Source organism: Ramlibacter monticola, assembly GCF_016722785.1.
Lineage (GTDB): Bacteria > Pseudomonadota > Gammaproteobacteria > Burkholderiales > Burkholderiaceae_C > Ramlibacter > Ramlibacter monticola.
Genome location: NZ_JAEQNE010000003.1, coordinates 185,001 through 198,599 on the forward strand (window position 1 = coordinate 185,001; position 13,599 = coordinate 198,599).

Annotated in this window: 12 protein-coding genes (1 of these 12 cut by a window edge); 3 read left to right on the plus strand and 9 right to left on the minus strand. The window is 69.7% G+C overall.

Annotated elements, in window-relative coordinates; translation table 11 throughout:
• Positions 1-1,478, plus strand: the 3' portion of a protein-coding gene (locus JJ685_RS14275) for a hypothetical protein (protein ID WP_201674936.1). The gene continues 103 nt to the left of window position 1, outside the view; 1,478 of the gene's 1,581 nt are visible here — the last part of the coding sequence; its start codon lies beyond the left edge, outside the window; its stop codon occupies positions 1,476-1,478.
• 4 nt (positions 1,479-1,482) lie between these two features.
• Here the strand turns inward: JJ685_RS14275 and feoB are convergent, their stop codons facing one another.
• Positions 1,483-3,363: a ferrous iron transporter B gene (feoB, locus tag JJ685_RS14280; protein WP_201674937.1), complete on the minus strand. Its 1,881-nt coding sequence runs from the start codon at positions 3,361-3,363 to the stop codon at positions 1,483-1,485.
• Entirely contained in the window at positions 3,360-3,632 is a 273-nt protein-coding gene (locus JJ685_RS14285; protein ID WP_201674938.1) for a FeoA family protein, read from the minus strand. The genes feoB and JJ685_RS14285 overlap by 4 nt, the downstream gene beginning before the upstream one ends.
• 256 nt (positions 3,633-3,888) lie before the next feature.
• Here JJ685_RS14285 and JJ685_RS30105 point away from each other — a divergent pair, with 256 nt between their 5' ends.
• Entirely contained in the window at positions 3,889-4,011 is a 123-nt protein-coding gene (locus tag JJ685_RS30105) for a hypothetical protein (RefSeq protein WP_269117402.1), read from the plus strand.
• Positions 4,012-4,078: 67 nt separating this feature from the next.
• Here JJ685_RS30105 and JJ685_RS14290 read toward each other — a convergent pair whose 3' ends face one another.
• The 6 genes from JJ685_RS14290 to JJ685_RS14315 form a co-directional block, all read right to left on the minus strand.
• Positions 4,079-4,396 (minus strand): hypothetical protein, encoded by a 318-nt coding sequence (locus JJ685_RS14290; RefSeq protein ID WP_201674939.1) that lies wholly within the window; start codon positions 4,394-4,396, stop codon positions 4,079-4,081.
• A 96-nt stretch (positions 4,397-4,492) separates the two neighbouring features.
• The gene (locus JJ685_RS14295; protein ID WP_201674940.1) at positions 4,493-5,260 is read right to left on the minus strand and encodes a transglycosylase SLT domain-containing protein; all 768 of its coding nucleotides are present in this window, start codon (positions 5,258-5,260) and stop codon (positions 4,493-4,495) included.
• Positions 5,261-5,437: 177 nt separating this feature from the next.
• Positions 5,438-7,285 (minus strand): hybrid sensor histidine kinase/response regulator, encoded by a 1,848-nt coding sequence (locus JJ685_RS14300; RefSeq protein WP_236599002.1) that lies wholly within the window; start codon positions 7,283-7,285, stop codon positions 5,438-5,440.
• 255 nt (positions 7,286-7,540) lie between these two features.
• Complete coding sequence (locus JJ685_RS14305; protein WP_201674941.1) at positions 7,541-8,482, minus strand: PA2778 family cysteine peptidase; 942 nt, start codon at positions 8,480-8,482, stop codon at positions 7,541-7,543.
• Between the two features lie 5 nt (positions 8,483-8,487).
• Complete coding sequence (locus tag JJ685_RS14310; protein ID WP_201674942.1) at positions 8,488-8,829, minus strand: PA2779 family protein; 342 nt, start codon at positions 8,827-8,829, stop codon at positions 8,488-8,490.
• A gap of 130 nt (positions 8,830-8,959) precedes the next feature.
• Positions 8,960-10,240, minus strand: coding sequence for a M24 family metallopeptidase (locus JJ685_RS14315; protein WP_201674943.1), 1,281 nt, complete (start codon positions 10,238-10,240; stop codon positions 8,960-8,962).
• A 50-nt stretch (positions 10,241-10,290) separates the two neighbouring features.
• On the opposite strand from JJ685_RS14315, the gene JJ685_RS14320 reads away from it, so the two are divergent.
• Positions 10,291-12,618: an ATP-dependent DNA helicase gene (locus tag JJ685_RS14320; protein ID WP_201674944.1), complete on the plus strand. Its 2,328-nt coding sequence runs from the start codon at positions 10,291-10,293 to the stop codon at positions 12,616-12,618.
• Here the strand turns inward: JJ685_RS14320 and JJ685_RS14325 are convergent.
• Complete coding sequence (locus JJ685_RS14325) at positions 12,564-13,505, minus strand: LysR family transcriptional regulator (protein ID WP_201674945.1); 942 nt, start codon at positions 13,503-13,505, stop codon at positions 12,564-12,566. The genes JJ685_RS14320 and JJ685_RS14325 overlap by 55 nt on opposite strands.
• Between the last annotated feature and the right edge of the window lie 94 nt (positions 13,506-13,599).

The following is a 13,599-nucleotide window of genomic DNA, read 5'->3' on the forward strand; positions in this document are numbered from 1 at the left end:
TGGCGGAATACCCGGACGGGCCGGCGCGGACCAACTTCCTCGTCACCGCGCTCAAGGTGGGCGTGCTGAGCCTCAAGGCCGCGCGCGGCACGCTGGACAGCGACACGGTCCGGCGCGAGGGGGACCGCCTGATGGAGCAGCTGGGCGAGCGCCTGAACACCTGGCGCGGCAAGTTCGAGGAACGCGTCGCCGGCTCGCTGTCGCACTACTTCGACCCGGGGCAGGGCCTGTTCGTGGAGCGGGTGAACCGCCTCACCCACTCCGACGGCGAGCTCGCGACCGTGGTGCGGCAGCAGGTGAAGGAAGCCGAGCAGACCCTGCACAAGGTGTTCGAGCAGTTCATCGGCGAGAACAGCGACCTGCTCAAGGCGCTGGACCCGTCCGGCGACAACCAGCTGGTCGCCAGCCTGCAGAAGACGCTGGATGCGGTGGTGCAGGCGCAGAACGCGAGCATCCTCAACCAGTTCTCCCTCGACAACAAGGATGGCGCCCTGGTGCGCTTCCTGGCGGAGCTGGGCGCGAAGCACGGCGACTTGAACGAGGCCCTGTCGAAGAACCTGCAGCTGGTGGTCGCCGAGTTCAGCCTGGACAAGCCGGACTCGGCGCTGAGCCGGCTCGTCGGCCGGGTCGAGGCCGCGCAGCGCAGCCTCACCAGCGAACTGAGCCTGGACAACGAGAACTCCGCCCTGCGCCGCATGTACGCGATGCTGCAGGAGCACCAGCGCATCACGGTGGAACACAACACGCGGCTGCAGGAGACGCTGAGCGCCGCGGTGCAGGCCCTGCAGGCCCGGCGCGAGGAGGCCGCGCGCGGGACGCAGCACGGGCTGGAATTCGAGGAGGCGCTGGCGGCCAGCCTGCGCGCGCTGGTCGCCGCCGGCGGCGACATCGTCGAGGAGACCGGCGCCAGCACCGGCACCATCCCGAACTGCAAGGTCGGCGACCACGTGGTCACCATCGGCCCGGAGAAGCTCGCCGCCGGCGCGCGCATCGTCGTGGAAGCCAAGCAGCACGCCAGCTACGACCTGACCCGCTCGCTCAGGGAGGCCGACGAGGCGCGCCGCAACCGCAACGCGGGCGTGTGCCTGTTCGTGCATTCCACCCGCACCGCGCAGGACAGCATCCCGGACTTCCGGCGCTTCGGCAACGACATCGTGCTGCGCTGGGACGCGGAGGACGCCGGCGGCGACGTGTGGCTGCGCGCCGGCCTGATGGTGGCCACGGCCCTGTCGGTGCGCGCCGCCAGCCACGACAAGCAGGACGCAGCCAGCTTCGCGAAGATCGACGGCGCCATCGAGCGCATGCGCAAGCACATCGAGGGCTTCGAGGAGATCAACACCTGCGCCGGCACGGCGCAGCGCGCGGCCGAAAAGATCCTCAAGCGCGCCCGCATCATGGAAGAAGGCCTGGCCGACCAGCTCGCCACCGTCATCGAGGAGGCGGTGAAGCTGAAGGCGCGGGGTCCGGAAGAGCCCTGAGGGCTCAACCCCAGCCCAGCGCCGCCGCCACCCGGTACGTCACGAACGACGCCAGGTACGCCAGCCCGAACAGGTAGGCCGCCATCACCAGCGTCCATTTCCAGCCGCCGGTCTCGCGCTTCACGATGGCGAGCGTGGCCATGCACTGCGGGGCGAACACGAACCACGCCAGCAGCGACAGGGCGGTGGCGAGGCTCCATTGCTGCGCGATGATCGGCGCGAGCGCGTCCGCCGCATCGGCCTTGCCCGTCGCCGACAGCGCGTAGACGGTCGCGAGCGCGCTGACCGCGACCTCGCGCGCCGCCAGCCCGGGCACCAGCGCGATGCTGATCTGCCAGTTGAATCCGATCGGGCCCAGCAGCAGGGCCAGGCCTTGCCCCAGCAGGCCGGCGAGGCTGTATTCGATGGCGGGACGGGTCGCGCCCACCGGCGGGGCCGGGAAGCTCGCCAGGATCCACAGCGCGATGGTCAGCACCAGGATGATCGTGCCCACGCGGCGCAGGAAGATCAACGTGCGCTGCCACAGCCCCAGCCCCACGTTGCGCAGGCGCGGCAGGTGGTAGGTGGGCAGCTCCATCATCAGCGGCCGCACCTGGCCGTGCGCCGTGGTGCGCTTGAGCGCCCAGGCCACCGCCATGGCGCCGACGATGCCGGCGATGTAGAGGCCGAACAGCACCAGTCCCTGCAGCTCCAGCCCGGGGCCGACCGTGCGATGGGGGACGAAGGCGCCGATCAGGAGCGCGTACACCGGCAGCCGCGCCGAGCAGGTCATGAGCGGCGCGATCATGATCGTCACCAGCCGGTCGCGCGGATTGGCGATGGTGCGGGTGGCCATGATGCCCGGCACGGCACAGGCGAAGCTGGAAAGCAGCGGGATGAAGGAGCGACCCGACAGGCCCACGCCGCCCATGATGCGATCGAGCAGGAAGGCCGCGCGCGGCAGGTAGCCCGACTCCTCCAGCACCAGGATGAAGAGGAACAGGATCAGGATCTGCGGCAGGAACACGACCACGCCGCCAAGCCCTGCGACCAGGCCGTCGGCGACGAAGCTGCGCAGGTAACCTTCGGGCAGGAAGGCGCCGACCTGGCCGCCGGCCCACCGGGTCGCCTCCTCGATCAGGGACTTCGGCCACTCGGCCCAGGCGAACACCGCCTGGAACATCAGGAACAGCAGCAGCGTGAGCAGCAGCGGCCCGAGCACGGGGTGCAGCACCACGCGGTCGATGCGATCGCTGGCGAGGTGCGGCGTGACTTCGTCGAGGCCCAGGCGCTGGAGGATGTCGCGCACCTGTTCGTGGTCGGGGCGCTCGTCCGTCGACGCGGGAGGCAAGGCGGGAAGGCCCTTCCAGATCCCGGGCTGCTCCAGCAGCTCGCGCAGGGCGGCGTCGCCGCCGCTGTGCACGGCCACCGTGCTGACCACGGGCACCCCGAGCTCGCGCGCGAGCGCATCGCAGTCCACGCGCATGCCGCGGCTGGCGGCCAGGTCCGCCATGTTCAGCGCCACCACGCAGGGCAGCCCCATGCGCCGGATCCCCAGCACCAGCCGCAGGCCGCGCCGCAGGTTGGTCGCATCGAGCACGCAGACGACGAGGTCGGGCCGCTTCTCGCCGGCCGCATTGCCCTGCAGCACCTGGCAGGTGATCTGCTCGTCCGGCGAGCGCGGCGTGAGGCTGTAGGTGCCGGGCAGGTCCAGCACGCGCACGGTGCGGCCCGAGTCCAGCGTGAGCCGGCCTTCCTTGCGTTCGATGGTGACGCCGGCGTAGTTGGCGACCTTCTGGCGGCTGCCGGTCAGCCGGTTGAACAGCGCCGTCTTGCCGGCGTTGGGGTTGCCGACCAGGGCCGCCAGCCGGCCGGGCGGGTGCAGGTGGATGACCGCTTCGTTCATGGCTGCCCGCCGCCGCTCGGTTCGACCTGCACGCACGCGGCCTCGGCGCAGCGCAGGGCGAAGGTGGACTGCCCGACCCGCACGACCAGCGGATCGCCCCCGGGATAGCCCCGGGTCATCATGATCACCTGCTCGCCGGCCACGAAGCCGATTTCCTCGAGCTGGCGCGCCCGCTCCGGGACCTGCGGATCCTCCGTGACCTCGCGCACCGTGTACTTCCTGCCCCGTTCGGTCTGGTCCAGCCCTTGCACCGCCGCCACCTCATGCATGTGATGGGCCCATTCTAGAAGGCAGATAGGACCTTCGTCTGATATCCCCGGCCGCGCGGGAAGACGGGAAGACCGGGAGGGAAAACTGGGGCCTCATGGGTCCAGTGCCCCAGCGCCTTCCCCACTTTCCCCACTGGAACGGGTGGAGTTTAAGTAGAAGCGTTTAGGAAAAGGAGGGAGTGGGCGGGCCCGCGTCTTGCGATTCCCTTCCCGTGCACCAAGCACACCATTAAATCAACCCCCACAGGAGTACCCCATGAAGATCAAGTCCAATGTGCGCGCCGGCAAGGCCGCCGCCAAGTCCACCGGCAAGAACAGCAGCATCAACAACACCGTCGTCAGCTACGTGCCGCCGGTGAGCCGTTGCGTCGGGATCTGAGCGCACGCTCGGTCCCTCGCAGGGGGCGGATGGCTCACCGGCATCCGCCCCCGATTCCTTTCCCGGCTCAGTGGACGATGGCCCGGTACAGGTCGGTCCCGGTTTTCCCCACCTTGTAGCTGCCGGCCCGGATGTGTCCGGCCACGCGCTCCATGTCCAGCCAGGCGGACTCCAGGTCCACCACCAGATCGTTCAGCAGGCGCTCTTCCAGCAGCAGCAGGTAGCAACGCCCGTCGTTGCGCCCCGCGAGACGGCGCGCCTGGGTCTTCATTTCTTCCATCCGCTGGAGCACGGGAATCCCGTGCTGGCCGACGGCCTGGAGTTCCCACGGGTCGACTTCCCCGAGGTTCATTGCGATCGGCTCCGGCGGCTGCATCTTTGCCACGTCGTTTTCTCCTTCGTATGGAAGGAAGCCTACGGCGGCGCGGCCCCCGACATTTGAGAAATGTCAATCGCCCGACAGGACGGGGCGGGCCCGGGGTCAGGCGGTCAGGCTGCGCGCCAGTTCGGCGGCTTCCTTGGCGCCGGCGGCGGCGTTGCGGATGTGGCGCTGCGTCTCGACCGGCAGTTGCGCGGTGTTGAGGCCGTTCCACTTGTTGCGGCCCTTGATCGACAGGTTGTAGTGGACCGACACGCCTTCGCGCAGCTTGGCCGCGTACAGGGCCGGGTTGGACTTCAGGTGGCCGATCCTGCTGTCGGCCCACTGCGCGCCCAGCTTCATGTACTGCGCGGCCGCGAACACGGCCTGCACGGGGTCGCTGGGGTCCGTCAGGCCCAGGTCCTTGGCGGTCCGCGGCTCGAACTGCGCCAGGCCCAGGTTGGGCGTGCCGTCCTTGCTGGAACCGGTCCGCTGGATCCAGGAGGTTTCCGCTTCGATGATGCCGTACACGTCCTGGTAGCTGAGGCCGAATTCGCGCAGGCCGGCCTGGTCGGCGGCGGCACGTGCCAGCAGCAGGCGCGAGCCCTCATCCAGCGTCTGCACGGGCTTGCCGCCCCAGCGCACGGTCTCGAACTTCATCAGCGAACGCAGGGTGGTGGGGGAGGCCGGCCTGGCCGCAGGCGCGGCCGGACGAAGCACGGGCGCGGGGGCCGTCTTCGCCTGGATCGCGGCCACTGCCGCGGCAGCGGCCGGCAGCTTCACGGCGGGGACGGGTGCAGCGCTGGAGACCTGGCTCGACAGGATGGCCACGGCGCCGAAGGCGGCGACGGAAAAAGCGGTCCGGGCGGAGGTCTTGGCGAAGCTGCGCATCGTGCTGTAGGTCCTTCTTGATCAGGGTGTAGGAGACCTCTGATAGACCGGTAGGACGGCGCGAAGTTCGAAGCTCGGCGCGGGCCTATTTGCGCTTTTCCGGGGGCAATTCGCCCTTATTGGGCATGAGCGGTATGCGGATGCTGACTCAGCCCATGGACTTGAGATCCGTCGCAGCTAGCCAAGTGCGCGCAGCTTCTTGAGGATGTCCGCGATGCGGTAGGGCTTGGCAAGAAACTCGAATCCCTTGAGGCTGCCGGCAGGTGTGGTGTAGCCGGACGCGAGCAGGATTCGGGTCCTGGGCGAGAGTTCCTGGGCCTTCTTCCCCAGCTCGACGCCGCTCAGGCCGGGCATGACCACGTCCGAAAAGAGCAGGTGGACGTCAGGCGTCCTTGAAAGGATCTCGAGGGCCTGGCGGCCCGAAGCCGCCGTGATGACGTCGAAGCCGAGCGTCCGGAACATCTCGGCGGCCATGTCGAGGACGTCGGGCTGGTCGTCGACGATCAGGACCTTGTCTCTCGGCGGAGGCTCCGGATCCCGGACGGCTTCCTCCCCGGAAACCGGGAAGTACAGCGCGATGGTGGTGCCCTGGGCCGGCTGCGACGTGATCCTCAGGTCGCCACCGAACTGTTGGACCATTCCGTAGACCTGGCTCAAACCGAGACCCGTTCCCTTGCCCGGCGCCTTGGTGGTGAAGAACGGCTCGATCGCGCGGGCGATCACCTCCTCGCTCATGCCGGACCCCGTGTCCTGCACGGATACCACGACGTACCTTCCCGCGGGCAGGACGCCGATCCGGCCCCCTTCCAGCTCTTCGACGTGCGTGGTCACCCGGATGCTTCCGCCGTCGAGGGTGGCGTCGTTCGCGTTGACCACCAGGTTCAGGAGCGCGGTCTCGAACAGGGCCATGTCGATCTGGACCGCCGGCAATTCGCCGGCGAGCGCGAGCTCGAATTTCACCGAACTCCTGGTGCCGCGCCTGAGCACGGACTCGAAACCGGCAATCACCCTGTTCAGTTCGCGCGGCTCCGGGGTGACCGGCTGCTGTCGCGCGAACGTCAAGAGCTGGTTCGTCAAGGACGCGCCGCGCATGGCCGCCTTCTCCATGCTGCCGATCAGGCCCAGCCCCTCCGGATCCTTCACGATGGGACGCAGCAGGTCCAGCCCATTCGTGATGACGCTCAGAAGGTTGTTGAAATCGTGCGCCACGCCCCCGGTGAGCTTGCCGATGGCCTCCAGCTTCTGCGACTGGAACAGGATTTCCCGTGCCTTCTCGAGCGCCTGTGCCGCCTGCTGGCGCTCCGTGATATCGCGGGTGATCTTGGCGAAGCCAATCAGTTCACCGGCATCGTTGTGGATGGAATCGATCACCACGTGCGCCCAGAACTTCGTCCCGTCCTTGCGCACGCGCCAGCCCTCGGCCTCGAAACGGCCTCGTGATGTGGCCTCGGCCAGGGCATTGGCGGGCTTGCCAGCTGCCCGGTCTTCTTCGGTGTAGAACCGCGAGAAGTGCGTGCCAAGCACCTCCTCCTGCTCGTATTGCTTGATACGGTGCGCACCGGCGTTCCAGTTGGTGATCTCGCCCGTGGGAGACAGCATGTAGATGGCGTAATCGGTGACGCCCTGGACCAGCATCCGGAAGCGCTCCTCGCTTTCGCGCAGCGCTTCCTGCGCGGCGCGCTTGTCCGAGATATCGCGGGTGATCTTGGCGAACCCGACCAGCTCGCCAGACTCGTCGCGGATCGGGTCGATGACGACGCTCGCCCAGAACTCCGTGCCGTCCTTGCGCACACGCCACCCTTCCGCTTCGAACTTTCCGGTCTCCCGGGCCAGCCTCAAGGCCTTTTCCGGAATGCCCGCCGCGCGGTCCCGTGCGGTGTAGAACCGCGAGAAGTGCTGGCCGATGATTTCATCCGCGGCATAGCCCTTGAAGCGCTCGGCTCCGGCATTCCAGCTCGCGACCGTTCCATCCGGCGCCAACATGTAGATGGCGTAATCGGTGATGCGGCTGATGAAGAGCCGCAAGCGTTCTGCTTCGAGAGACGGATTCAACTTCGGGCCTGGTGGATCGCGCGACGACGTGCGCCGGAACGATTGTCGGCTTCGCAGCGTCCCAGCGGGGTGAGTGAATGAAGGTAAGCAGTGACCCTGAATCGTCGAACAGCGTCATTGCCGCAGGAAGCTGTAGGCGGGAAACTACAGGCGGATGTCCCGTCCGATGTGCGTCTTGCTGACCCACGCCTGGCGCCGCCCAAGCCGCTTCCGCTTCCTTGCCCAGTGCTAGTGGACGCCTGAGCCTTGCGCGTCGATGGCGCGCAGCGTCTCCGAATAGAGGGCCAGCCGCGGGCCGCCAAGCGCCACGGCACGACGTGCTGCCTCTGCAGCCTCGAGGGTGTGGCCCTGCTCGAACAGGGCCTGGGCGAGGTTGTTCCACGCGTCGCCGGATTGCGGGTGGTCCGTCGCGGCCTGCCTGAAGTGACTCGTCGCGCTCTCGAGCCGGCGCTCGCGGTACGCCGCGTTGCCCAGCGCCATGCGCGCGAACAGGTTCCCGGGCCAGGCGCGCAGTGCCTCCGCGTACGCGCGCGCCGCGGCTGTTGGCGCGACGCGTTCGAGGGCGGCCGCGGCGGCCACGAAGTCTGCCTCGCGCGCGGTGGCCGGAAGGCGATCGGGCGGCAGCGCCACGAAAGCCCAGCGGCCGCCCTTCGCCCAGCTGCGATCGAAGGCGTCGAACGCCATCACCATGCGCCGCACGGTACCGGAGCGCAGGGTGAGGGTCCTGGCACCCACGTCGTAGCCCACCACCACGGCGTAATGCCAGCGCGGCACGAGGGGCCAGCCCACGTCCTGCAGCACGAGCACCGGATGGCCGGCGGCCACTTCGCGCAACAGGTCCTCGGGCGCGCTGCGCAGGACGTAGGGCAGCGCGCCGGCGCGGCGCGAGGCGCCGAGCAGTTCGGGCTGCAGGCTGCCTTGCCTCTGCGGGAGATAGACGTGGTCCACCAGGTCCTGCGGCGTGCGGGCGATTCCCGCGGCCTGCAGGAGCGTGGCCAGCGCCGCCGGGCCGCACTGGTAGTCCTCCTGGGGAAAGAAGGGAACGGCGGCCAGCTCCATCGCCGGTGGCGCGGCGCTGTCCTGCGGCGGCGGAAGCGAGGCGCATCCGGCCAGGGCGAGCAGGACCAGCGCGAGAGCCCGCGCGCAACCACGCGCCGACCAGGCCGGCATGGGGATCAGAGAATGAGCGCGACCAGGATCGCGATCAGCAGGATGATGATGATGTCCTGGTTGCTGAGGGCGCCGCCCGCGGGCATCGCGTCGATGCGTTCGGCCAGCGCGTGGACTTCGGCGTCGGTCAGGGAGGAGACGCGGTCGCCGGCGACCAGCCCGCTGACGCCCATCACCTGCAGCCTTTCCTTGACCTCCGCGCGCTCCATGAAGGAGCGCACCTTGGCCCGGTCCAGTTCGGCCTGGCTGGGGGCTTCCAGGGCATCGGTCTCGACGATGCCGGCCCGCGCCAGGGGCGCCTGCGTGGCGAGGGCCGCCGCGAGGATCACGGCCAATGCGCGGGACATGGAAAGGCGCGGCTTGTTCATGCGAGGGAGACCTTCGTTCTCTTTGTGAAGATGGGAAGCTCATCCTATCCCGCGCGGGGCTGGCGCCTGCGTAACAGTTGCCTCTACTTGCTGCGGGGAGGCCCCAGGCTCAGCCCGGGACGCTGGCGCCGTCGCGCCCCGAGGCAAGCGTCTCGACCTGCGCGCCGCGCCGGGGGCCGGCGTGCACGCCCAGCGCCCGCTTCACGATCATGGCCCGCAGCCGGTGGCGCCACGAGCGGCGGCACAGCGTCAGTTCGGCCAGGGACTCCGGCGCGCTGGTCAGGCGCTGCAGCCCGTCGCGGGTGACGAGGAAGGTGTCGGAATGCCGGTAGCCGCCGACGCCCGCCTGGTAGAGCCCCGGCTCGACGGACACCACCATGCCGGCCGCGAGGACGTCCGTGCTGCCCTCCGCGATCCACGGCGGCTCATGGTTGCTCAGGCCAAACCCGTGCCCCACGCGGTGCAGCCGCAGGGCGGGGCCCCAGCCCTTTTCCGCCAGGAAGCGGTTCACGCCGGCATCGATGTCGTGGCAGGACGCGCCCGGCCGCGCCAGGCCCATCGCCAGCTCGCGCGCGGCCTGCATCAGCGCGAAGCGCTCCCTGTCCTCGGGGGAGGGCGGGGCGGTGAAGAAGGTCCGCTCGCATTCGGCCGCGTAGCCGTTCACGCGCGTCAGCGCCAGCGCGACGTGCGGCCCGTGTTCGAGCCGCATGTGCACCGAGGGCACGGCATGCGGTTCGGCCGAGAGCGGCGCGGGCCAGGGCGCATAGATCGCGCGCGTCGCCAGGGCATCGAAATCGGCGACCTCGCGGATGATCTTGCGCTGCAGGCCACCGGCGGCGGCGAAGCATTCGGCCACGGTCGCGCCGAAATAGCTGGCCTCCAGCATCTTCGTCACGGTCCAGTCCGCATAGCGGGCCGCGCGCTGGATGCGCGCGATCTCCCAGTGCGACTTGAGCAGCCGGATCGGCCCGAGCACGTCGGCCGCGATGCCCTGCGAGCGCGCGAGCAGCCCGGCGACCTCGAACGAGGGCTCGGGTTCGAACAGGAAGCGCGCATCCAGCAGGGGCAGGATGCGGTCGGCCCAGCCTTCGCCCGCCGGGGCCGGGAATTCGCGGTAGGCGTGGATGCCTTCCGGCCGGACGCCCCAGGCCTTGCGCAGGTGCGTCCGTTCCAGCAGCGGGACCAGCAGCTGGTAGTCGGGCCGTCCGGCGTCGACGAACAGGAACAGGGGGCGCTCCAGCGGCTCGCAGGTTGCGCCGGTCAGGTAGTAGATCGACTCCATCGAGGTGAGCACCAGCCTTTGCGCGCCGCGAGCCTGCAGGCCCTGCTGCACCGCGGCGCGGCGCCGCGCGAACTCGTCTCCCGTCTCCTCCGGCCAGATGGAGTGCATTGCTTCCTCTCGCTGCGTGGAGCCACCATCGTATCGAATACGATCCGGCGATGCCGTATTCCGTAGCCGTTCGTGCCCTGTGCGAATTCAGCGCCAGGCGCGGCGACCTGGACCTGCGGTTCACCCCCACGCCCAGCGCGCAGGAGGGGATCGCGGGCCACCAGCTGGTCGCCGGCCGCCGCGGCCCCGGCTACGAAACCGAGATCGCCCTGCGCGGGGAATTCGAACAGCTGCTGGTGCGGGGCCGCGCCGACGGCTACGACCCGGTGCGCAATCGCCTGGAGGAAATCAAGACGCACCGCGGCGACCTCGCGCGCCAGCCGGCCAACCACCGCCATCTGCACTGGGCGCAGGCGAAGGTCTACGGCTGGCTGTTGTGCCAGGCGCGCGGCCTGGGCGAGCTGGACCTGGCCCTGGTTTACTTCGACATCGCCAGCCAGCAGGAGACGAGCTTCGTCGAGACGCACTCGGCCGCCTCCTTGCGCGAATTCTTCGAAGACCGCTGCCGCGACTTCCTGGCCTGGGCCGCCCAGGAGCAGGCGCACCGCGAGGCCAGGGACCAGGGCCTCGCGGCGCTGGCCTTTCCGCATCCCTCCTTCCGCGCCGGCCAGCGCGAACTGGCCGCCGCCGTCTACAAGGGCGCGGCCACTGGCCGCTGCGTGCTGGCCCAGGCGCCCACCGGCATCGGCAAGACCGTCGGCACGATCTTCTCGATTCTCAAGGCGGTCGCGCCCTGCGCCCTCGACAAGGTGTTCTACCTCACCGCGAAATCGACCGGCCGCCAGCTGGCGCTGGACGCCGCGGCGCAACTGGGGCGCGGCGCGGCGGCACCGCGCCTGCGGGTGGTGGAGCTGACGGCGCGCGACAAGGCCTGCGAGCACCGCGACAAGGCCTGCCATGGCGACTCCTGTCCGCTGGCCCGCGGCTTCTACGACCGCCTGCCCGCCGCGCGCTCCGAGGCCCTGGCGGCGGGCTTCCTGGACGCCGCGGCGCTGCGCGAAGTGGCCCGCAGGCACGAGGTCTGCCCCTACTACCTGGCCCAGGAGGCCTCGCGCTGGGCCGACATCGTCGTCGGCGACTACAACTACTACTTCGACGGCAGCGCGATGCTGCACACGATGACGCTGGTGCACGAGTGGCGCGTCGGCGTGCTGGCCGACGAGGCGCACAACCTCGTCGAGCGCGCCCGCGCCATGTACTCGGCGGAGCTGGACCAGGCTTCGCTGCGGGCCGCGCGCACGTCCGCGCCGGTAGCGATCCGCAAGGCGCTGGACAAGGTGAATCGCGGCTGGACCGCGCTGCGCAAGGCACAGGCCGAAGCGGACGGAGCGCTGGATTTGCTGCCCGCCGCCTTCCTAGCCGCGCTGAAGCAGGCCGGCAGCGCCCTGGAGGCCCACTTCGCCGAGGCGGCGCCGGGCGCGGCCGATGGCCCGCTGCAGGACGCCTGGTTCGACATCCTCGGCTTCCTGCGGCTCGCCGAGTCCTTCGGCTCGCATTCGGTGCTCGAATTCGCCGACGAGGCCGCCGGCTCGCGCAAGCCCTCGGCCCGCATCCGCATCCAGAACCTGATCCCCGCACCCTTCCTGAAGCCGCGCTTCGCGGGCGCCCGGACGGTCACGCTGTTCTCGGCGACCCTCAGCCCGCCGCGCTACGCGATGGACATGCTGGGCCTGCCGGAAGACACCGCCTGGGTCGACGTGGAGTCGCCCTTCGGCCCCGAGCAGCTGCGGGTGCAGGTGGTCAGCAGGATCTCCACGCGCTACGCGGACCGGCAGCGCTCGGCCGCCCCCATCGCGCGCCTCATCGCGGAGCAGTTCGGGGCCCACGCGGGCAACTACCTCGCGTTCTTCAGCAGCTTCGACTACCTGGAAATGGTGGCCTCGGAATTCCGGCGCCGCCATCCGGAGGTCCCGGTGTGGACGCAGGCGCGCGGCATGGACGAAGGCCAGCGCAAGGCCTTCCTCGATCGCTTCGTGCCCGGCGGGACCGGGGTCGCCTTCGCGGTGCTGGGGGGCAGCTTCGGCGAGGGCATCGACCTGCGCGGCGACCGCCTGGTGGGCGCCTTCGTCGCGACGCTGGGAATGCCGCAGGTGAACCCGCGCAACGAGCAGCTCAAGGCCCGGCTGGAGGGTGTGTTCGGCGCCGGCTATGACTATGCCTACCTCTACCCGGGCCTGCAGAAGGTGGTGCAGGCCGCCGGGCGGGTGATCCGCACGCAGGAAGACCGCGGTGTCGTCTACCTGATCGACGATCGCTTCGCGCGGCCGGCGGTGCGCGAGCTGTTGCCCGCGTGGTGGCGGATCTCGCGCGCGCCGAACCTGCCTCAGGCGCGCCCGCGCATCAGCGAAGAGATGGCGCCCTCCGCATCCTCGAAGTAGCGCCGCACGATCGCGAAGGCATGTTCGGCCGCGGGTGGCAGCGTGCGCCGCGCGCGCCGCACCACTCCCAGGGACAGTTCCAGGTCCAGCGGCGGATCCACATCGAGCGGCAGCAGTCGCCCCGCCGCGACTTCCAGCACGGCCGAGATGCTGGTGCTGGGAAGCACCGCGTCGCTGGCCGCCAGCAGCGCATGGACAGTCGCCATGTCGTTGCTGTTGACCGCGAAATGATCTTCCAGCGGAAGCGACAGGCCGTACAGGCGGGCGAGGTGGCGCAGCATGCCCTCCTCGGCGAATCCGGGCAATACGCAGGGATAGGCAAGAAGGTCGGCGATCCGCACCCGGCGTCGTGCCGCCAGCGGATGGCCGGTGCGGACGAACCAGCCGAAGCTGCAGCGGTGCATGGACTCCACGGCCATGTCGTCGTCGTGCGCCGCCATGCGCACGTCGCCCACGAAGAAATCGATCTCCTCGCGCGCCAGCGCGGCGAACAGGACGTCCGAGCTCTGCACCATGGTGCGCAGCCGCACTTGCGGCGCGGCGGCCAGGAGCTGCAGCACCATCGGGGCGAGCAGGCCGTGCGCGAGCGAGGATCCCATGCCGAAGGCGAGCGGGCCGAGCTCGCCGGCGCGCATCAGGCGCAGCTCGCGCGCGGCTTCCTTCTCGTCGAACACGATGCGCCGCGCACGCTCCGCGTAGAGCCGCGCGTAGGGCGTGGGCGCGAGGCCGCGGCCCTCGCGGTCGAACAGCGGCACGCCGAGGCTGTCCTCCAGCGCCCGCAGGCTGCGCGAGAGCGCCGGCAGGCTCAGGTGCACCTGTTCGGCCGCGGCGCTGAGCGAGCCGAGCTCCATCACCGCCAGGAAGTGCCGAAGTTGCCGCGTGTTCATTGCTTTGTTGCAGGGAGTGCAATGTCCCTTTGAATATATTGCAATTTACGCAAGATCGTCGGCTTCCTAGACTGCGGCGCACACCAAGGAGACT